Origin of the sequence: Pseudomonas peradeniyensis (assembly GCF_014268935.2) — a bacterium.
GTDB classification, from domain to species: domain Bacteria; phylum Pseudomonadota; class Gammaproteobacteria; order Pseudomonadales; family Pseudomonadaceae; genus Aquipseudomonas; species Aquipseudomonas peradeniyensis.
The window spans coordinates 948,197-967,724 of sequence record NZ_JABWRJ020000003.1 but is presented as its reverse complement, the minus strand read 5'-3'; the positions used below and the strand labels follow the sequence as shown (position 1 = coordinate 967,724).

Below are 19,528 nucleotides of genomic sequence, written 5' to 3'. Positions count from 1 at the left end.
TTGCGTTCCCTCTGTAGGAGCGGCCTTGCGCCGCGAAAGGGCCGCAAAGCGGCCCCACTTTCACAGGGCCTCGAAAGGCCTGCGCCGCCCCGCCGCCGATCACAAAACTTGGCCCTGCCCGATTGAAGGCTCCACCGCACACCAATCATTCATTTGAATTTCAGATCAATGGCAAAGAAAAACAAACTTCTCAAATAAGCCCCGGGCGGGGATGCTGTGAAGATCACGCCCGCATCCCGGAGAACAACAATGAACGAAGTCGTCATCGTCGCCGCCACCCGCACTGCCATCGGCAGTTTCCAGGGGGCCCTGGCCAACGTGTCCGCCGTGGAGCTGGGCGCCGCCGTGATCCGCCAGCTGCTGGCCCAGACCCAGCTGGACCCGGCCCAGGTCGACGAAGTGATTCTCGGCCAGGTGCTCACCGCTGGCGCCGGCCAGAACCCCGCCCGCCAGGCCGCGGTCAAGGCCGGCCTGCCCTTCGAGGTCCCGGCGCTGACCCTGAACAAGGTCTGCGGCTCGGGCCTGAAAGCCCTGCACCTGGCCGCCCAGGCCATCCGCTGTGGCGACGCCGAGGTGGTGATCGCCGGCGGCCAGGAGAGCATGAGCCTGGCGCCCTACGTGATGCCTTCGGCGCGCACCGGCCAGCGCATGGGCCACGGCCAGCTGATCGACAGCATGATCAGCGATGGCCTGTGGGACGCCTTCAACGACTACCACATGGGCATCACCGCCGAGAACCTGGTGGACAAGTACGCCCTCACCCGTGAACAGCAGGACGCCTTCGCCGCCGAGTCGCAGCGCAAGGCCGTGACCGCCATCGAGGCCGGGCGCTTCAAGGACGAGATCACCCCGATCCACATCCCGCAGAAAAAAGGCGAGCCGTTGGTGTTCGACACCGACGAGCAGCCACGCCCCGGCACCACTGCCGAATCCCTGGGCAAGCTGCGCGCCGCGTTCAAGAAAGACGGCAGCGTCACCGCCGGCAACGCCTCCAGCCTCAACGACGGCGCCGCCGCGGTGCTGCTGATGAGCGCCGCCAAGGCCAAGGCCCTGGGCCTGCCGGTGCTGGCGAGGATCGCCGCCTATGCCAGCGCCGGCGTGGACCCGGCGATCATGGGCATCGGCCCGGTGTCGGCGACCCAGCGCTGCCTGGACAAGGCCGGCTGGCAATTGGCCGACCTGGATCTGATCGAGGCCAACGAAGCCTTTGCCGCCCAGGCGCTGGCGGTGGGCAAACAGCTGGAGTGGGATGCGGCGAAGGTCAACGTCAACGGCGGCGCCATCGCCCTGGGCCACCCGATCGGCGCCTCGGGGTGCCGGGTGCTGGTGACCCTGCTGCACGAGATGATCAAGCGCGATGCGAAGAAGGGCTTGGCGACCCTCTGCATCGGCGGCGGTCAGGGCGTAGCCCTGGCAATCGAGCGTTGATTCTCGCCGCCTGAACCTCAGCCGTCGCCTGGCACTGGCTTGAACCGGTGCCCGCGGCGGCGCGCCTCAGTCCTCCAGCAACGTACAGGCCATCACCAGCGCGTCTTCGCGCCCACCCGCCAGCGGATAGTAGTCTCGACGCCGGCCGATCTCGTTGAACCCATAGCGCTCGTACAGGCGATAGGCCGACTGGTTGCTGGCGCGCACTTCGAGGAAACACTCGCGGCCATTGAGCTGGTAGGCCCGCGCCATCAGGTGCTCGAGCAGGCGCAAGCCCAGCCCGCAGCCCTGGTTCTCCGGCTTGACGGTGATATTGAGCAGGTGCGCCTCGTCGATGATCACGTTGATCACGCCATGGCCGACCTGCTGCTGGCCAACGAACATCAGCCACACTTCGTAGGACTTCAGCGCATCCAGGAAGATGCCGCGGGTCCAGGGGTGGCTGAAGGCGGCATATTCGATCTTAAGCAGGGCATCCAGATCCGCCTCGGTTGCCGGGCGGAAACTGATCGAGTCACTCATTCAACGCTCTTCCAGCGCGCCATCAGCCGGCGCATGGCTTTCCAGACGTCCGCCTTGCGTTGCGGCTCGTCCATCAACAGTTCAAGGCCGGGCAAGGCCCAGGCGTTGCCGAGCAGGTCGACCTCGAGTTCTTGGTAATAGGCTTCGGCATCGGCCTGGCCGGCGAAGCGGATGGCCGGCAGGCCGAGCAGCCACAGGCAGGTGCACGGCGCCTCTTCCAGGCGCGCGGCGATGAAACCCTGGACGAAGTCGCGGGCGGCGTCCGGGCCCTGGTCCATGTTGCCGCGCATCAGCAGCGGCCAGCGCACCGGCTCGCCGATGATCTGCGGGGCATCCGGCAGGCCGGCGGCGCGCAGCATGTCCTTGAGCAGCAGGTACGACGGGTCGCGGCTCTGGAACGGCTGGCCGGTGGCCAGCTCGACCAGCAGCAGGCAACTGCCGGCGCGCAGCAACTGCAGGGCGAAGCGTGGCGGCGCTACCGGCGCCGGGCGTGGCGCGGGGGCCTCCTGCTCGGCCTCGACCGGCTTGGCGGCCGGTTTTGGCGCGCTGCCCGGGCGCGGGATTTCGATCTTCGGTCGCTCGGCGCGCGCCTGGGGCGCCGCCGGGGTGGTGCTCGGCGCAGGCGCGGAAGCGGCCGGACGCACCTCGAAGTCGACGTCCTCGACCGGCGCCACCGGCAACAGCAGCTCCGGCCGCGACGGGGCGGCGAACGGCAGTTCGGCGCGCGGCAGCCAGTGCACCACTTGCATGGCGGACAGGTAGGCGCGGCGGCGGGACTCGATCAGCAAGGCGCGGGTATCCGGGGATAGACGAAACAGTCGGGCATTCTAACGCCGTTGCCCAGGATGCGCCGCAACAGATTATCGGCCATCGCGGGGCAAGCCCGCTCCCACGCCCTAATGCAGGCGTGGGAGCGGCGGTTCGGCGTCCCGACTTGCCCCGCGATGGGGCCGGTAAATCCCCCCTTGAGCCTCAGGGTTATCCCCATAACAGACCAAGGGGTGAAATCCTCCCCCCCGGATGCAGTACAATCGCCCCTTTTATTTGGCAACGAGTCGACCCGCCAATGATCGAACCCAAGCGCGTCCTGCGCGCCCTAGCCGAACACTGGGCCTTGATCGAGCCGCTGTGCGAGCGCTTCGACCAGGGCACCCTGAGCCTGGTCGAGCTGCGCCAGCAGCTGGCCCGCCAGCAGGTGGAAAGCACCCCGCAGGACATCACCCAGCTGCTCGACGTGTGGATCCGCCTGGACATCCTGGTCCCGGTGGCCAAGAGCCCGAACCGTTTCGAGCTCAACGCGCAGATCCACGATTTCCTCGCCTACCTGCGCCGCGAACACCGGCTGGGCCTGTGCCTGGAGATCGAGGCCTACCTGCGCCACCTGGAACGCCTGGCCGGGCATATCCAGGACGCCTTCGACAACCGCGACAGTGACGACCTGGCGCGCCAGCTGCGCCTGCTCGACATGCGCGTGCGCGACGTACTGAAGAAGCTCGACAACGACGAACAGGCGCTGGTGGCCGTGGCCGAGCGGGCCAAGACCAGCAACCGGCAGATCCCCCTGCGCCAGCGCTACGCCGAAGTACTGGCGACCTGGGACGAGTACGTCGAGCCGATGATCCAGCTAGTCAACGCCGACGGCGCCTTCGAGCAGGGCGTGCGCAAGGTCGAGACCGTGCTGCTGCGCCTTTTGGGCGAGCAGGCACGTCTGGGCCACCTGGTCGACGACGACATGCTGCTGCGCACCCACGCGCGCATCCTCGAAATGCAGACCAGCGCCCAGCTGACCCTGCGTCACGCCCGCGAACTGCTGCTGCCGCTGCGCGAAGAAGCGCGCCGGCACAACGCCGTGACCCGTGGCGCCGCCCTGGCCTTGTCGGTGATCCGCAAGAAGGGCATCGACGCCGTGCCGCAGGCGGCCATGCCGCTGTTCACCCGGCCGCAGAGCACTTTCCTTGGCAGCGCCAGCCAGGTCGAGGCCTACGTCTACGCGCTGGCCCGCTTCGAGCCCAAACCTGCGCGCTTCCCCAAGGCGCACAAGACGCAAAAGGGCCCGCTGCCCCGCGCCCCGCGCACGGTCAAGGAAATGCTCGAGCGCTGCGAGGATGCCCTGCCGCTGCCGGACCTGATGGTCTGGCTGCTGGAACAGGAGCCCGAGGGCGCCACCGACGAGCTGCTGTACTGGTTCTCGCGCCTGTCGCGGGAAAAGCGCTTCAGCCGCGAGCGCCTCGATCGCCAGCAATACCTCACCCGCGAACACCTGGTCAGCCTGCGCTCCTTCGCCCTGACCTCCAGCCGCGACAACAAGCCGGCGACCCCGACCGAATCCACCGCGAGCCCCGTCCATGCATCTTGATCTTTCCGAACTGTCCCAGCTCGCGCCGATCTTCCGCGAGCTGTTCAAGGGCTTCCACATCAGCCGCCGCGACCCGGAGCTGTACGCCCAGCTGTCGAACTTCCAGGACCAGTACCGCACCCTGTTCAAGGCCCTCGGTTTCGAGCTGGTCTGCGACACCCGCGGCTTCTACTACTTCGTCCCCGAGCAGGCCGCCGCGCAGGTCAACAAGACCGCCCAGCGCCTGTCGCTGTTCACCTTCATCCTGGTCGAGCACCTGGCCGACCAGGGCCGCGACCCGATGGCCGTGCTCGACGGCGGCAGCATCGGCCGCGACGAACTGCCGTCGCTGCTGGACAAGTACCGCGACCTGTTCCTGCAGGCCGAAGTGCAGACCGTCGACGAGCTCGAAGAAAAGATCATGCGCCGCATGACCCAGCTGGGCTTCGCCTTCGAAGAGGGCGGCATCTACCGCTTCATGCCGCCGATGCACCGTTTCCTCGACGTGTGCCTGTCGGTCCAGCAGGACCGCGACCTCGCCGCCACCCTGCACAGCGACCTGCCGCTGCCGGTGCCCGTGCTGGTGGTGGAAGAAACCCCCGAGGAACTCAACCGCACCGACGACCCGCTCGACCTCACCCCGTTCAACGGCGAGGAAAGCGAAGAGGATGCCCTGGCCCGGGCGATCCGCGAAGAGCAACAGGAGATTGACGCATGAGCCAGGAACGCTACGGCATCCGCCGCTTCGCACTGCTCAACACCGCCGGCTACAGCCTCGGCCTGTTCCCCCTGGAACACCCGCTGTCGGTCTACGGCGCCAACAACCTGGGTAAATCGGCGTCGATCAACGCCCTGCAGTTCCCGATCCTGGCGCGCATGTCCGACATGAGCTTCGGCAAGTACAGCCTGGAGCAGTCACGCCGCTTCTACTTCGCCAGCGATACCAGCTACATCCTCACCGAACTGAACCTGCCCCACGGCCCGCACGTGATCGGCGTGGTCGGCCGCGGCCCGGGCGGCGGCTTCGGCCACCAGTTCTTCGCCTACCAGGGCGAGCTGGACCTGGCCCACTACCAGAAAGACGACACCTGCCTGCGCCAGAAGGAGCTGTTCAGCAACCTCGAGCGCCATGGCCTGAAAGCCTACGAGCTCAAGCCGGACGAGCTGCGCCGGTTGCTGGTCGGCGGTCACACCTCGGTGCCGCTGGACCTGACCCTGATCCCGCTGCGCTCGACCAGCGAGCAAAGCCTGAAGACCTTCCGCGCGCTGTTCATCAACCTGTTACACATGCGCGAGATCACCGCCGCCAAGCTCAAGCAGCTGTTCCTCGACGCCTTCGAGCACAGCCTGCGCTCGGGCAGCGTCGACTACATCGCCGCCTGCGAAGAGGCCTTCCGCGACGTACGCCGCATGGAGGGCGACTACAACGCCCTGGTGGCCGCAGGTCCCCTGGTCGAAGCCCTGGCCGGGGGCGTGGCGCAGCGCGACATCCTGCGCGGCAAGCTGCACCGCATCTCGCCCTTGCTCGACAACCTGCTGGGCACCTGGCAGGAATACGCCATGGCACGCAAGGAAGAGCTGACCATCCAGGCCGAGCACTACCGTGGCGAGCAGGACCGCCTGCAGAACGACCAGCGCGGCGGCACCCAGGAGCTGATGCGCCTGGAGCGCGAGATCACCGGTATCCAGCGTTGGCTGGGTGAGCTGTCGGTGCTCAAGCACCGCTTCGCCCTGGTCACCGACGTCAAGGTACTGGAGCAGCAGCTGCTGGCCGCCAAGGACGCCCACGACGAACTGGCCGGCGCCCTGGCCCAGTCGCGGCAGTTCTCCGCCGAAGACCTCGACGAGCGCGTGCGCGACCTGGAAAAACGCGTGAAGGCGGTCAAGCAGCAGCTCGACCACGCCGACAACAACAGCTACGCCCGCCTGCGCGAGGAGTTCTCGCAGCAGGACGTCGACCGCCTGATGCGCCTGTTCAACGGCGCGCTGTTCAGCCTGCCGCTGGGTGACCGTGGCATCGAGCTGGACGACAGCGACGTCTGGGTGAAGACCCTCGAAGGCGTGCTCGACCGCTTCAAGGGCGAACGCTTCGAAGTGCCGGGCCTGTCCATCGACATCTCGCACATCGACCCGCCCGCGCTGCAGGCCCTGGCCGACCGCGCCGCCCTGCGCGACCAGAAGGAGCGCCTGGAAAAAGAGCTCAAGCAGCTCAAGACCCAGCAGGCCGTGGCCCTCGACCGCGCCGCCAGCAAGGCGCAGACCGAGGCCCTGTACCAGCAGGTGCTGGATGCGCAGAAGGCCCTGGAAGACTTCCGCCGCACCGAGACCCTGGCCGCCGAAGAGCCGGAGAAGATGGAGCAACTGGGCCAGTTGGAAGCCGCCCAGGACGAGCTCAAGCGCTCCAGCGACGCCTTCACCGAACGCGTCCAGCAACTGTCGGCCAAGCTGCAACTGGTGGGCCGGCAGATAGCCGACCTCGAAGCCAAGCAACGCACCCTCGAGGACGCCCTGCGCCGTCGCCAGCTGCTGCCGGCCGACCTGCCGTTCGGCACGCCGTTCATGGAGGCCATCGACGACTCCATGGACAACCTGCTGCCGCTGCTCAACGACTACCAGGACAGCTGGCAGGCGCTGCAACGCGTGGACAACCAGATCGAGGCGCTGTACGCCCAGGTGCGCCTGAAGGGCGTGGCCAAGTTCGACAGCGAAGACGACATGGAGCGCCGCCTGCAGCTGCTGATCAACGCCTACTCGCACCGCACCGAGGAAGCGCTGACCCTGGCCAAGGCCCGCCGCGCCGCGGTTACCGACATCGCCCGGACCCTGCGCAACATCCGCAGCGACTACGACAGCCTCGAGCACCAGCTGGCGCTGTTCAACCGCGAGATCAACAAGCGCCAGGTGTCCAACCTGGAGAGCTTCCGCGTGGTGCTGGCACCGAACAAGGAAGCGCTCCGGCACATCGACCAGATCATCCACAGCGCCGGCCAGTACGAGGAAGGCGAGACGCTGTCGGTGTTCGACCTGACCCAGAGCGCCGAGCAGGATCACAAGAACGAAGAGGCCAAGGAGTACCTGGCGCGGCTGGTGGCGGCCAACCACAACCAGCTGGGCCTGAAGGACCTGTTCGAACTGGCCTTCGAGATCACCAAGATCAACAGCCAGCCGGTGATCCACGCCGACATCGACGGCGCCGCGTCCAACGGCACCACCATGACCATCAAGGCGCTGACCAACATGTACCTGTTGCTGCACCTGATGGACCGCGACCTGGCCGGGCGCATTCGCCTGCCGTACTACCTCGACGAGGCGGCGGACATCGACGAACGCAACCAGGCGGCGCTGCTGGAGACCAGCCAGCAGCTGGGCTTCGTGCCGATCCTGGCGAGCGTGAAGCCGCAGGTGTCGGCTCGCGTGGCGATCGACCTGGAAGGCGGCAGCGGGCCGAACGGCATCTACATCGACGAGGCGGACTGGAAGTACATCAGCCGTCGCGACGAGGTGAAGGCGATCGTGCGTGAGGATGAGGCCGAGGAACTGGCCTGATTCGGTGTATTGGGGCCGCTTTGCGGCCCATCGCGGATGAATCCGCTCCTACAGGGTTATGTGTACCTCTGTAGGAGCGGATTCATCCGCGAAAGGAGGCCGAAGGCCTCCCCGCTATCTATCGGTTATTGCTGTGCCCACGGCACAATCGGAATCGCCGTCACCGCATTCTGCGGGCTGCCTTCGATCACCCGGTCGCTGTACACCAGGTACACCAGCGTATTGCGCTTCTTGTCGAGAAAACGCACCACCTGCATGGTCTTGAACACCAGCGAGGTGCGCTCCTTGAACACCTCCTCGCCATCCTTCAAGTCACCCTTGAAGTGGATCGGCCCCACCTGACGGCAGGCGATCGACGCCTCGGCACGGTCCTCCGCCAGCCCCAAGCCACCCTTGAGCCCGCCGGTCTTGGCCCGCGACAGGTAGCAGGTCACGCCGTCGACCTTCGGATCATCGAACGCCTCGACCACGATACGGTCGTTGGGCCCGACGAACTTGAACACGGTGGACACCTGGCCGATCTCCTCGGCCCCGGCCAGCATCGGCAGCAGCAGCGCCGCCACGGCAAACATCCTTTTCAGCACGGTGATCTCCTTCAGACCAGGACCAGGTTATCGCGGTGCACCAACTCAGGCTCGGCGCTGTAGCCCAGCAGGCTCTCGATGGCGTCGGACGGCTGGCCAATGATCTTCTGCGCCTCCAGGGCGCTGTAGTTGGCCAGGCCACGGGCCACTTCCAGGCCGTCGGGGCCGACGCAGACCACCATCTCGCCGCGACGGAAGCTGCCCTGCACGGTCTTCACGCCCACCGGCAGCAGGCTCTTGTTCGATTCGCGCAAGGCCTTCACGGCGCCGTCGTCGAGCACCAGGGTGCCACGGGTCTGCAGGTGGCCGGCCAGCCACTGCTTGCGTGCGGCAAGCATGCCGCGCTCGGGCGACAGCAGGGTGCCCAGGCGCTCGCCGGCCTTCAGGCGATCCAGCACGCGCTCGATACGGCCACCGATGATGATGGTATGGGCACCGGAACGGGCGGCCAGGCGCGCGGCGCGCAGCTTGGTCTGCATGCCGCCGCGGCCCAGGGCGCCGCCGGTGCCGCCGGCCACGGCGTCTAGCGACGGATCGTCGGCACGGGCTTCGTAGATCAGCTGGGCTTCGGGGTTGTTGCGCGGGTCGGCGTCGAACATGCCGTCGCGGTCGGTGAGGATCACCAGCAGGTCGGCTTCCACCAGGTTGGCCACCAGGGCGGCCAAGGTGTCGTTGTCGCCGAAGCGAATCTCGTCGGTGACCACGGTGTCGTTCTCGTTGATCACCGGCACCACGCCCAGGTCGACCAGGGTGCGCAGGGTGCTGCGGGCGTTGAGGTAGCGCTTGCGGTCGGAGAGGTCGTCGTGGGTCAGCAGGATCTGCGCGGTGTGCTTGCCGTGCTCGCCGAAGCTCGACTCCCAGGCCTGCACCAGACGCATCTGGCCGATCGAGGCGGCGGCCTGCAGCTCGTTCATCGCGCTCGGTCGCGAGGTCCAGCCCAGCTGGCTCATGCCGGCGGCCACGGCCCCGGAGGAGACCAGCACCAGTTCCACGCCCGCTTCACGCAGGGCCACCATCTGCTCGACCCATACCGCCATGGCGCCGCGGTCGAGGCCCTTGCCATCGGCGGTCAGCAGCGCGCTGCCGATCTTCACGACCCAGCGCTTGGCGCCAGTCACCTTGCTTCGCATCTTCTCTTCCAACCTATGTCGAATCTGTAGATACCGTGGATACAAAAACGCCGCTCCAGAGAGCGGCGTTCAGTGTACTGCAACCGATCAGTCGCGCACGTAAATGATTTCCGGGCCGTCTTCGTCGTCCTCGAAATCATCCCAGTCGTCATCGTCGCCGATGTCGTGCACGCTCTTGACGCCGGTGCGGCGCAGGGTGCGGGCGTCATCCAGGGCCTGCAGCTGGGCGCGGGCCTCGTCCTCGATGCGCTGGTCGAGCTCGGCCAGTTCCTCGGCGTAGGCCGGGTCGTTGGCCAGGCGGTCGGCGCGGTCTTCGAGGTAGCGCATCAGGTCGTGGCTGAGCTTCTCGGTGCCCTGCTTGGCGATGGCCGAGATCACATAGACCGGGCCATCCCAGTTCAGGCGCTCGACCACTTCCTTGACGCGCTCATCCTTCTCGTCGTCCATGATCATGTCGGCCTTGTTCAGCACCAGCCAGCGCTCACGATCGACCAGCGCCGGGCTGAACTGCGCCAGCTCGTTGATGATGATCTCGGCGGCGTCGGCCGGGCTGCTGCCGTCCAGCGGCGCCAGGTCGACCAGGTGCAGCAGCACGCGGGTACGTGCCAGGTGCTTGAGGAAGCGGATACCCAGGCCGGCACCTTCGGAGGCGCCTTCGATCAGGCCGGGGATGTCGGCGATGACGAAGCTCTTCCAGCGGTCGACGCTGACCACGCCCAGGTTCGGCACCAGGGTGGTGAACGGGTAGTCGGCGACTTTCGGCTTTGCGGCCGAGACCGAACGGATGAAGGTGCTCTTGCCGGCGTTCGGCAGGCCCAGCAGGCCGACGTCGGCCAGGACCTTCATTTCCATCTTCAGGTCACGCTGATCGCCGGGCTTGCCCGGGGTGGTCTGGCGCGGCGCACGGTTGGTGCTGGACTTGAAGCGGGTGTTGCCCAGGCCGTGCCAGCCGCCCTGGGCGACCATCAGCTTCTGGCCCGGGGTGATCAGGTCACCGATGACTTCCTGGGTGGCTGCGTCGATCACGGTGGTGCCCACCGGCACGCGCAGGAACAGGTCGTCGCCCTTCTTGCCGGTGCAGTCGGTGCTGCCGCCGTTGGAGCCGCGCTGGGCCTCGTGGTGACGGGTGTAGCGATAGTCGACGAGGGTGTTGAGGTTCTCGTCGGCCACCATGTACACCGAGCCACCGTCGCCACCGTCACCGCCGTTGGGACCGCCGTTCTCGATGAATTTCTCGCGGCGGAAGCTCATGCAACCGTTGCCGCCGTCACCGGCCTTAACCCGGATCGATACTTCGTCTACAAACTTCATTCAAAACCGCCTCTCGTCGGATGACGAGTCGAAAACCAGATAACCATGAGGCTCTTGCGAAGATGAGCGCGGCGGCCCCGTACGAACCAGAAACCAACGCCGGCAGCCCATTCAAACAGCTTTGCAAGAGGCTCACCACAAACGAAAAAGCCCCGTCGCATGACGGGGCTTCTGGAGCGACGTCGCGATTAAGCGGCGACGATGCTCACGTAACGGCGCATGAACTCGCCTTTCTTCTCGAACTTGATCACGCCTTCGATCTTGGCGAACAGGGTGTGATCCTTGCCCATGCCAACGCCGTAGCCAGCGTGGAATTCGGTGCCGCGCTGACGGACGATGATGTTGCCCGGCTTGATCACCTGGCCGCCATACATCTTCACGCCAAGGCGTTTAGATTCTGAGTCGCGACCGTTACGAGTACTACCACCAGCCTTCTTGTGAGCCATGGTTCAATTCTCCAATAAATTCAGGGGATCGGGGCGATTAAGCCTGGATACCGGTGATTTTGATTTCGGTGAACCACTGGCGGTGGCCCATGCGCTTCATGTGGTGCTTACGACGACGGAACTTGATGATGCGAACCTTGTCGTGGCGGCCTTGCGAAACAACTTCGGCCACTACTTTAGCACCAGCAACAACTGGAGCGCCGATGGTGACTTCTTCACCGTTGGCGACCAGCAGGACGCGATCGAAGGTCACGGATTCGCCAGTGGCGACTTCCAGTTTTTCGATCTTGAGGAATTCACCTTCAGCGACTTTGTACTGCTTGCCGCCGGTAACGATTACTGCGTAAGACATGGTATTTCTCCGATAATCCTGCTCACCCAGCGCTTTATATGATGAGTATTGGCTGGCATGGCTGCACAGGGCTGGAACGGCCCGGTGCAATTGCGTAAGGCAGGTGCTGCCCAGGAAGTTAGGGTGCGCGATTGTACGCAACCCCATAAATGCTTGCAAGTACCGGCCCGGGGCCACGGCCACCGCGCCTTGACACACCGGGACCTGCGACCTAGCATGCCGCGCAACCTCAATGGAGCAGCCGATGCAACCCCAATCCTTCTACCGCGCGGTAGCTGACGATTTCAGCGCCGTCGACGAGATCATCAAGAAGCAGCTGACCTCGCGCGTCCCGCTGGTATCGAAGATCGGTGACTATATCACGTCCGCCGGCGGCAAACGCCTGCGCCCGCTGCTGGTGCTGCTGTGCGGCAAGGCCCTGGGCCGCGAAGGCGACGACCTGCGCCTGCTGGCGGCGACCATCGAGTTCCTGCACACCGCCACCCTGCTGCACGACGACGTGGTCGACATGTCCGGCATGCGCCGTGGCCGCTCCACCGCCAACGCTCTGTGGGGCAACGCGCCGAGCGTGCTGGTGGGCGACTTCCTCTATTCGCGCTCGTTCGAGATGATGGTCGAACTGGGTTCGATGCCGGTCATGCAGATCCTCTCCAAGGCCACCCGGGTAATCGCCGAGGGTGAAGTGCTGCAGCTGTCGCGCGTGCGCGACGCCAGCACCACCGAAGAGGTGTACATGGACGTCATCCGCGGCAAGACCGCGATGCTGTTCGAGGCCTCGACCCACAGCGCCGCCGCGCTGGCCGGCGCCACCGACGAGCAGCGCGAAGCCCTGCGTACCTTCGGCGACCACCTGGGCGTGGCCTTCCAGCTGGTCGACGACCTGCTGGACTACAAGGGCGACTCCGAGACCCTGGGCAAGAACGTCGGCGACGACCTGGCCGAAGGCAAGCCGACCCTGCCACTGATCTACACCATGCGCGAAGGCACCCCGGAGCAGGCCGCGCTGGTACGCCAGGCGATCCAGAAAGGCGGCCTGGAAGACCTGGAGCAGATCCGCATCGCCGTCGAGGCGTCCGGCGCCCTGGACTACACCGCGCAGATGGCCCGCGACTACGTCGCCCGTGCCATCGCCTGCCTGGAAGTGCTGCCGGCCAGCGAGTACCGGGATGCCCTGGTCGAGCTGAGCGAGTTCGCGGTCGCGCGCACCCACTGATTCATCGCAACACCCTCATCGCGGGGCAAGTCGCATCGGCGCACCGCCGCTCCCACGCCAGCACACATCATGGCGTGGGAGCGGCGGTGCGCCGATGCGACTTGCCCCGCGATGCATTTGTGCAGCCAGCACCAAAACCTTATACAATGTGCGCCTTTACCCGCCTGTACTTGAAAGGAAACGCCGTGAGCACTCTGCCACCCTGCCCCAAATGCAACTCCGAATACACCTATGAGGATGGCACCCAACTGATCTGCCCCGAATGCGCCCACGAGTGGTCGGCCAACGGCGAAGCCGAAGCCGCCAGCGACGACGTGGTGAAGAAGGATTCGGTCGGCAACGTCCTGCAGGACGGCGACACCGTCACCGTGATCAAGGACCTCAAGGTCAAGGGTTCGTCCCTGGTGGTCAAGGTCGGTACCAAGGTCAAGAACATCCGCCTGTGCGATGGCGACCACGACATCGACTGCAAGATCGACGGCATCGGCGCGATGAAGCTCAAGTCCGAGTTCGTGCGCAAGGTCTGATCTCCTGCCCCTAGGGGCTGCCCTGCGGGCGGCCCTGACAGATCCTGCAACAGGATCGCCTGCACCATTCGGAAGATTTCTTCCAATAGTCCCTTGCTATTTTGATAATAAGAATTATTCTCATTGGAAACGCTATCCAAGGAGAATAGCCATGACCTATCTGATCGACGCCTGGCTCGACCGCCCCCACCCCTACCTGCGCATCCTGCATCGCGAGACCGGCGAAGTGTGCGCCGTGCTCGAGGAAGACGCGCTCGACGAACTGCGTGACCAGGGTGACCTGGACCTCACGGGGCTGAATTCGAGTGAACCCGGGGTGCTCAAGGAGCTGGTGAGGAATCTGTTTCTGTTCTGCTATGCGCGGGCGTTGCGCCCGGGGGGAACGGATTGGAACTGAAAGGCATCGCGGGGCAAGCCCGCTCCCACGCGGTAGCAGAGCACCAGTGGGAGCGGGCTTGCCCCGCGATCAGGCATTACAGAACGTCGAGCAGCTCGACGTCGAACACCAGGGTGCTGTGCGGCGGGATGCTGCCGACGCCCTGGGCGCCGTAGGCCAGCTCGCTCGGCACGTACAGGCGCCATTTGCTGCCGGCGTTCATCAGCTGCAGGGCCTCGGTCCAGCCGGCGATCACGCCACCGACCGGGAATTCGGCTGGTTGGCCGCGATCGTAGGAGCTGTCGAACACGGTGCCGTCGATCAGGGTACCGTGGTAGTGGGTACGCACGTTGTCTTCGCGGGTCGGCTTGGCGCCCTCGCCTGCGGTCAGCACTTCGTACTGCAGGCCCGAGGCCAGGGTCACGATGCCTTCGCGCTTGGCGTTGAAGGCCAGGAAGTCCTTGCCGGCGGCAGCGGCGGCTTCGGCCTTGGCAGCGGCTTCGGCCTGCATCACTTCGCGGATGACCTTGAAGGCGGCGGACAGGTCTTCTTCGCTGACGCGGCTGTCGGCGCCGTTGAAGGCGTCGGTCAGGCCGGCAACGATAGCGTTCAGGTTGACGCCTGGTGGCGGGTTGTCACGCAGCTGGCCGCCCAGTTGGCGGCCGATGCCGTAGCTGACGCGGGATTCGTCGGTGGACAGGTTGAGTTCGGACATTGGCTTGCTCCGCTTAAGGGCGCACTGCATCCGCGCCCTAATGAAAAGGGCGAGCAGCCTAGCACACTGGTGCCGCGCGAAGCAGCTACCAGGCCGAACGCTGGGAAATCGGGACCTTGAGGTCTTCTTCCGGGTGCAGACCCAGGCCGCACATCTCGTCCTGCACGGACCAGTGCACCAGGTTCATCGACAGCAGGGGAAGCGCTTGCAGGAGCTGACGCGCATCTTCGACAGAGTGCACACGCAGACGCTTGCCACGCGCATCGTCCAATGGGTGGGCACGGCCCTTGACCCGGGCCTCGAGCAGGTAGTCACCGCCTTCGATGGCGATCAGGTTGAGTTCGTCGACATGGCCAGCCCTGGCCTCGGTATTGAGCTGATGCAGGTTCATGGGCGTACCTCGCTGCGGGAACCACGCATGAGTGCTCATTTTTTGTACGACAACGGCGAAAGCACAAGCTGCCGTCGGTCAGAAAGATCGCGGGGCAAGTCGCATCGGCGCACCGCCGCTCCCACGCAACCCTCAAGGCCTGCGTGGGAGCGGCGGTGCGCCGATGCGACTTGCCCCGCGATAGCACCCAGACCAATCAGTGCTTGGTAATACGATCCAGGTAACCCATGACAAACGCCGAGATGACGAAGGTCATGTGGATGATCACGTACCACATCAGGTAGTCGGTGGAGATGTTCTGCGCATCCATGAACACCCGCAGCAAGTGGATCGAGGAGATGGCAACGATGGAGGCGGCGACTTTCATCTTCAGCGAAGAGGAGTCCATCTTGCCCAGCCAGTTGAGCTTTTCCTTGCTCTCGTCGATGTCCAGCTGCGAGACGAAGTTCTCGTAGCCGGAGATCATCACCATCACCAGCAGGCCGCCGACCAGCGACATGTCGATCAGCGACAGGATCACCAGGATCAGGTCGGCTTCGGCGAGGGTGAAGACGTTGGGCAGGACATGGATGATTTCCTGGAAGAACTTCAGGGCCAATGCCAGCAGGCCCAGCGAGAGGCCGAAATAGATCGGGGCGAGCAGCCAGCGCGAGGCATACATCGCGTTTTCGAGGATACGTTCCATGGACAGTAGGGGGACTCGTGAAGTGACTGGAAAAGCGAGCGCGAGTATAGCCAGCCACCTGTGACAGCAAAAGCCTGCGGCTGGTTGCCGCAGTGCATCGTGCGAGTAGACTTTGTGGAGGCGACTTCGTGGGAGCGGGCTTGCCCCGCGATGGCGCCAGCCGCCCTGTCACAATGGCCAGGCCGGGCCTCTATCGCGGGGCAAGCCCGCTCCCACGGGAACCTGGTTCCACAGGAAAAACGCTCAGGTCTCCGGATGGAACTGATAGTCCCCAAGATTGCGGCACCGCTCACCGTTGATCCGGCGCAACTGCGCCTGCAGGTGCAGGCACCAGATCTGCGGGTCCTCCGCGACCTGATAACCATGAAGGGTGAGGCTGTCGACGATGGCGTTCATCACCGACTCGGCCACCATCGGCCCATGGAACGGGCCCTGGGCCTTGATCGCCGAGGGTTGTTCGCCGGCCATGCCGGCGGCGAACAGCAAGGTCCACATGCCGTTGTCCCCGGCCAGCGGACGGATGCTGCATTCGATGCGGGTCACCAGGCCCAGGCACTGGCGGGTGAGGCTGAGGTTGCGCATGGCGGCGTCCCCTCTGTAAAGCCCTGTTCAGCCTGAAACCCTCAGGCTGTTTCCATCCTGAACCCTGACAACGTCCTTAAGTTCCACTTTAGCCGAGCTGAGGAAAAAGTTGGAAAACCGGCGCTGAACGGTAGCACATGGCCGCCAACGCCGGTTTATTGACTCAGGCAGGCTTGGCCTGGGCGATGACCTCCTCCATGCGCTCCTTCTCGGCCTCCTTGATCTCTTCCTCGCTGATCATCTCGGCGATCACCCGCAGGCGCTCGACCACCCGGGCGTTGACGCTGCCCTCGGCGAATTCGCCCTTGTCGTCGACCGCGCCGGCTTCCTCGCCGACCAGCAGGCTCAGCGCCTCGTCGGCCTGGCTGACGGCGTAGACATGGAAGCGCCCGGCCTCGACCGCCTGCACCACCCGCTCGTCGAGCATCAGCGTGGCGACGTTGGCCCGCGGGATGATCACGCCCTGTTCGCCGGTCAGGCCACGGGCCTCGCAGAGGCGGAAGAAGCCTTCGATTTTCTCGTTGACCCCGCCGACCGCCTGCACCTCGCCGAACTGGTTGATCGAGCCGGTGATGGCGAAGCACTGCTTGAGCGGCGTGCGCGACAGCGCCGAGATCAATGTGCAGGCCTCGCCCAGCGAGGCGCTGTCGCCATCGACGTAGCCGTAGGACTGCTCCAGGGCAATGCTCGCCGAGATCGCCAGGGGGAACTCCTGGGCGTAGCGGCTGCCCAGGTAGCCGGTGAGGATCATCACCCCCTTGGAGTGGATCGGCTGCCCGAGGTTGACCTCGCGCTCGATGTCGACGATGCCGCTGCCGCCCGGATAGACCGTGGCGGAAATCCGCGCCGGCATGCCGAACGCCGAATCACCGACCTCGAGCACGGTCAGGCCGTTGCACTTGCCGATTGCCGCGCCTTCGGTGTCGATCAGGATGATCCCGGCGAGCATGTCGTCGAGCACCCGCTGCGAGACCCGCCCGGTGCGCTGGGCCTTGGCCTTGAGCGCACGCTCGATGTGGCCGGCGTCGGTCATGGCCTCGTTGGCCAGCTGGCGGATGAAATCCGCCTCGCTGACCAGCTGGAACAAATCGCCGATCCGCGCCGACAGCCGCGACTGGTTCTCGGCCAGGCGCGCGCTGTAGGTGGCCAGGCGCGCCACCGCGTCGCTGGTCAGCGGCGCCATGCCTTCTTCGTTGGTGCGGGTACGCAACAGCTGGGCGAACTGCTCCAGGTTCTCGTCGACCATGGGCATGTCTTCGTCGAAGTCCACCAGCACCCGGAACATCTCCTGGAAGTCCGAGTCATGGTCCTGCAGCGCGTAGTACAGCTGGCGCGAGCCGATGATTACCAGCTTGACGCTGAGCGGGATCATCTGCGGCGTCAGGCTGACGGTGGCGACGCGGCCCAGTTCGCCCAGCGGCGACTCCATCTTCAACTTGCGCGATTGCAGGGCACGCTTGAGCGCGTCCCAGACGAACGGCTCGCCGAGCATCTTCTCCGCTTCCAGGATCAGGAAGCCGCCGTTGGCGCGGTGCAATGCCCCCGCACGCAGCTGGCGGTAGGAGGTATACAACGCGCCCTGGTCGGTGCTGTATTCGATACGGCCGAACAGGTTGTCGTAGGTCGGATGCGGCTCGAACACCACCGGCGCCCCGCCCTTGCCGGGATGGCCGACCACCAGGTTGGGCGCGTACTGCTCTTCGAGCATCTTGCGCGCCACGGCGTCGGTCTTGCTGTCGTCGACCAACTGTTCGACCACGGTGCGCAGCAGGTTCAACTGCATCGATTGCAGGTAAGCGCACACCGCGGCGTTTTCCGCGTACTTCTCCGACAGCGGCGCCAGCAGCGGCTGCAGGGCGAGGGTGATGGTCTCTTCGTTGAGCTGGCGCAACTGGTTGTTCGATTCGCGCTTCCACTGCGGCAGGCTGGAGAGCTCCTCGTTCAGGCGCTCCTCCAGCTCGGCGATGTCCTCGTGGAAACGCTCGCGCAATGCCTCCGGCAGTTGGGCGAATTCGGCTTCGTCCAGCGCCTTGCCATCTGCCATGGGGGTGAAAGCGACATTGCTGCTGTCGCGGTACAGCGCCACGTCCTTTTCCAGCGAGGCCCGCTCGATCACGTCCAGCGCCCGGTCGTAGCGCTGGTTGAAGGCACGGTCGATGGCACTCTTCTTCTGCTGGTACGACGGGTGCTCGAACACCGCCGGGAAGGTCGCCAGCAGGTTGTCGATCAGCCCGTTCATGTCGTTGATGAACTCATGGGCGCTGCCGGACGGCAGCTCAAGGGCCCGGGGCTCGCGGGAGTCCTCGAAGTTGTTGACGTACAGCCAGTCGGCCGGGGTGTGCTGGCGCTTGCCTTCAGCCTTGAGGTAACGCTTGACGAAGGAGAAGCGGCCCGTGCCGGGCTCGCCCATCACATACACGTTGTAACCGGGGCGCGGCATGGCCACGCCGAACTGCAGGGCCTCGACGGCACGTTCCTGGCCCAGGACGCCACGAAACGGCTCCAGGTCGTCGGTGTTGGAGAAAGCGAACTGTTCAGCGGAGAAACGCCGGGTCAGGGCTTCGGGCGCGAGACGCAGGCGCGAGGCGACAGGATCGGGCATTGGGTTTCCTTACTTCGGCGGGGCGGATGAAAGGCATTCTGGCGCTGCCGGCGCGCAGCGGCAAGGCTCCGTGGGACTTTATGTCACAGCCCAACATGGCCGATCGCGCAAGCAATTTTTCGCAATAAACAACGCAACCTTTGGATCGTGCCTAAACTCCAAGCTGCGCAGGGGGATGGAAATCCTCCCGCCCTGGCAACCGCGTTGCCAGAACCCTGACCATTGGTACGTCACTTGAGAAAGAGAACAACGCTATGAAACGGATTCTTCTGGGTACTCTGTTCGCCGCTGTCTCGATCAACGCCATGGCCGAAGCGCCGGGCGGCCCGAACTGCGGCTGGGGCAACCTGCTGTTCGAGGGCCAGCGCGGCACACCGGCCCACTTCCTGGCTTCCACCACCAACGGCACCTCCGGCAACGCAACCTTCGGCATGACCTCGGGCACCAACGGCTGCTCGACCAAGGCCGCGCTCACCTATGGCGGCAAATCCTGGTTCGCCATGAACGGCATGATGAACGAGCTCTCCGAAGACATGGCCCAGGGCCAGGGCGAAGCCCTGACCACCTATGCCGTGGTCCTCGGTGTGGCCCCTGAAGACCGCGCGCGCTTCGCCGCCGTCACCCATGAGCACTTCCAGCAGATCTTCAGCAGCGCCGACGTGACTGCCGAGACTGTCCACTCCAACACCCTGGCCGTGCTCAAGAGCGACCCGCAACTGGCCAAGTACGCCACCGAGGCTTGAGTTCCACGCCTCCCGCCCCGGTTGCGGGGCGGGCTTGGCG

20 protein-coding genes are annotated in these 19,528 nt (G+C 65.3%); 8 read left to right on the top strand and 12 right to left on the bottom strand.

From position 1 onward, the window contains the following. The first annotated feature begins 249 nt into the window (after nucleotides 1-249). Nucleotides 250-1,428, top strand: coding sequence for an acetyl-CoA C-acetyltransferase (locus HU751_RS19305; protein ID WP_186735070.1), 1,179 nt, complete (start codon nucleotides 250-252; stop codon nucleotides 1,426-1,428). 66 nt (nucleotides 1,429-1,494) lie between these two features. On the opposite strand, the gene rimI is transcribed toward HU751_RS19305, so the two are convergent. Both rimI and HU751_RS19295 read right to left on the bottom strand, forming a co-directional pair. Next, nucleotides 1,495-1,950: a ribosomal protein S18-alanine N-acetyltransferase gene (gene rimI, locus HU751_RS19300; RefSeq protein WP_186735068.1), complete on the bottom strand. Its 456-nt coding sequence runs from the start codon at nucleotides 1,948-1,950 to the stop codon at nucleotides 1,495-1,497. Next, the gene (locus HU751_RS19295) at nucleotides 1,947-2,738 is read right to left on the bottom strand and encodes an energy transducer TonB (protein ID WP_186735066.1); all 792 of its coding nucleotides are present in this window, start codon (nucleotides 2,736-2,738) and stop codon (nucleotides 1,947-1,949) included. Before HU751_RS19295 ends, rimI begins: the two co-directional genes overlap by 4 nt. Nucleotides 2,739-3,016: 278 nt before the next feature. Between HU751_RS19295 and mksB the strand changes: the two genes are divergently transcribed. Genes mksB through mksF form a run of 3 tightly spaced genes read left to right on the top strand, consistent with a single transcriptional unit; the run spans nucleotide 3,017 to nucleotide 7,831 of the window. Then, nucleotides 3,017-4,306, top strand: a complete 1,290-nt coding sequence (gene mksB / locus HU751_RS19290) for an Mks condensin complex protein MksB (protein ID WP_050706885.1) — start codon at nucleotides 3,017-3,019, stop codon at nucleotides 4,304-4,306. Further along, nucleotides 4,296-5,003 carry an Mks condensin complex protein MksE gene (gene mksE / locus HU751_RS19285; RefSeq protein ID WP_186735064.1) on the top strand — a complete coding sequence of 236 codons (708 nt, stop codon included), beginning with the start codon at nucleotides 4,296-4,298 and terminating at the stop codon, nucleotides 5,001-5,003. Before mksB ends, mksE begins: the two co-directional genes overlap by 11 nt. Continuing rightward, a complete protein-coding gene (mksF, locus tag HU751_RS19280; RefSeq protein ID WP_186735062.1) occupies nucleotides 5,000-7,831 on the top strand; it encodes an Mks condensin complex protein MksF in 2,832 nt (943 codons plus the stop codon). Before mksE ends, mksF begins: the two co-directional genes overlap by 4 nt. 125 nt (nucleotides 7,832-7,956) lie before the next feature. On the opposite strand, the gene HU751_RS19275 is transcribed toward mksF, so the two are convergent. From HU751_RS19275 to rplU, 5 genes are all read right to left on the bottom strand, one after another. Continuing rightward, nucleotides 7,957-8,403 (bottom strand): CreA family protein, encoded by a 447-nt coding sequence (locus HU751_RS19275; protein ID WP_186735110.1) that lies wholly within the window; start codon nucleotides 8,401-8,403, stop codon nucleotides 7,957-7,959. Between the two features lie 23 nt (nucleotides 8,404-8,426). After that, complete coding sequence (proB, locus tag HU751_RS19270) at nucleotides 8,427-9,545, bottom strand: glutamate 5-kinase (RefSeq protein ID WP_186712957.1); 1,119 nt, start codon at nucleotides 9,543-9,545, stop codon at nucleotides 8,427-8,429. A gap of 87 nt (nucleotides 9,546-9,632) precedes the next feature. Then, nucleotides 9,633-10,856, bottom strand: a complete 1,224-nt coding sequence (cgtA, locus tag HU751_RS19265) for an Obg family GTPase CgtA (RefSeq protein ID WP_110735931.1) — start codon at nucleotides 10,854-10,856, stop codon at nucleotides 9,633-9,635. Nucleotides 10,857-11,044: 188 nt separating this feature from the next. Further along, nucleotides 11,045-11,302, bottom strand: coding sequence for a 50S ribosomal protein L27 (rpmA, locus tag HU751_RS19260; RefSeq protein WP_003247464.1), 258 nt, complete (start codon nucleotides 11,300-11,302; stop codon nucleotides 11,045-11,047). A gap of 37 nt (nucleotides 11,303-11,339) precedes the next feature. Continuing rightward, on the bottom strand, nucleotides 11,340-11,654 hold the full coding sequence (gene rplU / locus HU751_RS19255; protein WP_003247466.1) for a 50S ribosomal protein L21: 315 nt from the start codon (nucleotides 11,652-11,654) through the stop codon (nucleotides 11,340-11,342). A gap of 244 nt (nucleotides 11,655-11,898) precedes the next feature. On the opposite strand from rplU, the gene HU751_RS19250 reads away from it, so the two are divergent. The 3 genes from HU751_RS19250 to HU751_RS19240 all read left to right on the top strand — a co-directional run bounded on the left by HU751_RS19250 (nucleotide 11,899) and on the right by HU751_RS19240 (nucleotide 13,791). After that, the gene (locus HU751_RS19250) at nucleotides 11,899-12,867 is read left to right on the top strand and encodes a polyprenyl synthetase family protein (RefSeq protein ID WP_186712958.1); all 969 of its coding nucleotides are present in this window, start codon (nucleotides 11,899-11,901) and stop codon (nucleotides 12,865-12,867) included. 185 nt (nucleotides 12,868-13,052) lie between these two features. Further along, on the top strand, nucleotides 13,053-13,394 hold the full coding sequence (locus HU751_RS19245; RefSeq protein ID WP_043208469.1) for a zinc ribbon domain-containing protein YjdM: 342 nt from the start codon (nucleotides 13,053-13,055) through the stop codon (nucleotides 13,392-13,394). A gap of 151 nt (nucleotides 13,395-13,545) precedes the next feature. Then, a complete protein-coding gene (locus tag HU751_RS19240; protein ID WP_028691179.1) occupies nucleotides 13,546-13,791 on the top strand; it encodes a PA4570 family protein in 246 nt (81 codons plus the stop codon). A 76-nt stretch (nucleotides 13,792-13,867) separates the two neighbouring features. Here HU751_RS19240 and bamJ read toward each other — a convergent pair whose 3' ends face one another. The 5 genes from bamJ to HU751_RS19215 all read right to left on the bottom strand — a co-directional run bounded on the left by bamJ (nucleotide 13,868) and on the right by HU751_RS19215 (nucleotide 18,745). After that, nucleotides 13,868-14,485, bottom strand: a complete 618-nt coding sequence (bamJ, locus tag HU751_RS19235) for a BamJ family beta-barrel-assembly machinery protein (RefSeq protein ID WP_050706891.1) — start codon at nucleotides 14,483-14,485, stop codon at nucleotides 13,868-13,870. An 85-nt stretch (nucleotides 14,486-14,570) separates the two neighbouring features. Then, entirely contained in the window at nucleotides 14,571-14,876 is a 306-nt protein-coding gene (locus tag HU751_RS19230; protein ID WP_186712960.1) for a DUF6482 family protein, read from the bottom strand. A gap of 196 nt (nucleotides 14,877-15,072) precedes the next feature. Next, a complete protein-coding gene (locus tag HU751_RS19225) occupies nucleotides 15,073-15,561 on the bottom strand; it encodes a TIGR00645 family protein (RefSeq protein WP_023631146.1) in 489 nt (162 codons plus the stop codon). Between the two features lie 243 nt (nucleotides 15,562-15,804). Further along, nucleotides 15,805-16,143, bottom strand: coding sequence for a PA4575 family protein (locus tag HU751_RS19220; RefSeq protein WP_023631147.1), 339 nt, complete (start codon nucleotides 16,141-16,143; stop codon nucleotides 15,805-15,807). 163 nt (nucleotides 16,144-16,306) lie between these two features. Beyond that, entirely contained in the window at nucleotides 16,307-18,745 is a 2,439-nt protein-coding gene (locus tag HU751_RS19215) for a Lon protease family protein (RefSeq protein ID WP_186734201.1), read from the bottom strand. Nucleotides 18,746-18,999: 254 nt separating this feature from the next. Here HU751_RS19215 and HU751_RS19210 point away from each other — a divergent pair, with 254 nt between their 5' ends. Next, on the top strand, nucleotides 19,000-19,488 hold the full coding sequence (locus HU751_RS19210) for a DUF3015 domain-containing protein (protein ID WP_028691183.1): 489 nt from the start codon (nucleotides 19,000-19,002) through the stop codon (nucleotides 19,486-19,488). Nucleotides 19,489-19,528 lie beyond the last annotated feature (40 nt).

Excerpts from the sequence above, each read along its gene's own strand:
- HU751_RS19305 (WP_186735070.1), top strand. The coding sequence starts at position 250 with ATGAACGAAGTCGTCATCGTCGCCGCCACCCGCACTGCCATCGGCAGT.
- rimI (WP_186735068.1), bottom strand. The coding sequence starts at position 1,950 with ATGAGTGACTCGATCAGTTTCCGCCCGGCAACCGAGGCGGATCTGGAT.
- mksB (WP_050706885.1), top strand. The coding sequence starts at position 3,017 with ATGATCGAACCCAAGCGCGTCCTGCGCGCCCTAGCCGAACACTGGGCC.
- mksE (WP_186735064.1), top strand. The coding sequence starts at position 4,296 with ATGCATCTTGATCTTTCCGAACTGTCCCAGCTCGCGCCGATCTTCCGC.
- mksF (WP_186735062.1), top strand. The coding sequence starts at position 5,000 with ATGAGCCAGGAACGCTACGGCATCCGCCGCTTCGCACTGCTCAACACC.
- HU751_RS19275 (WP_186735110.1), bottom strand. The coding sequence starts at position 8,403 with ATGTTTGCCGTGGCGGCGCTGCTGCTGCCGATGCTGGCCGGGGCCGAG.
- proB (WP_186712957.1), bottom strand. The coding sequence starts at position 9,545 with ATGCGAAGCAAGGTGACTGGCGCCAAGCGCTGGGTCGTGAAGATCGGC.
- cgtA (WP_110735931.1), bottom strand. The coding sequence starts at position 10,856 with ATGAAGTTTGTAGACGAAGTATCGATCCGGGTTAAGGCCGGTGACGGC.
- rpmA (WP_003247464.1), bottom strand. The coding sequence starts at position 11,302 with ATGGCTCACAAGAAGGCTGGTGGTAGTACTCGTAACGGTCGCGACTCA.
- rplU (WP_003247466.1), bottom strand. The coding sequence starts at position 11,654 with ATGTCTTACGCAGTAATCGTTACCGGCGGCAAGCAGTACAAAGTCGCT.
- HU751_RS19250 (WP_186712958.1), top strand. The coding sequence starts at position 11,899 with ATGCAACCCCAATCCTTCTACCGCGCGGTAGCTGACGATTTCAGCGCC.
- HU751_RS19240 (WP_028691179.1), top strand. The coding sequence starts at position 13,546 with ATGACCTATCTGATCGACGCCTGGCTCGACCGCCCCCACCCCTACCTG.
- bamJ (WP_050706891.1), bottom strand. The coding sequence starts at position 14,485 with ATGTCCGAACTCAACCTGTCCACCGACGAATCCCGCGTCAGCTACGGC.
- HU751_RS19230 (WP_186712960.1), bottom strand. The coding sequence starts at position 14,876 with ATGAACCTGCATCAGCTCAATACCGAGGCCAGGGCTGGCCATGTCGAC.
- HU751_RS19225 (WP_023631146.1), bottom strand. The coding sequence starts at position 15,561 with ATGGAACGTATCCTCGAAAACGCGATGTATGCCTCGCGCTGGCTGCTC.
- HU751_RS19220 (WP_023631147.1), bottom strand. The coding sequence starts at position 16,143 with ATGCGCAACCTCAGCCTCACCCGCCAGTGCCTGGGCCTGGTGACCCGC.
- HU751_RS19215 (WP_186734201.1), bottom strand. The coding sequence starts at position 18,745 with ATGCCCGATCCTGTCGCCTCGCGCCTGCGTCTCGCGCCCGAAGCCCTG.
- HU751_RS19210 (WP_028691183.1), top strand. The coding sequence starts at position 19,000 with ATGAAACGGATTCTTCTGGGTACTCTGTTCGCCGCTGTCTCGATCAAC.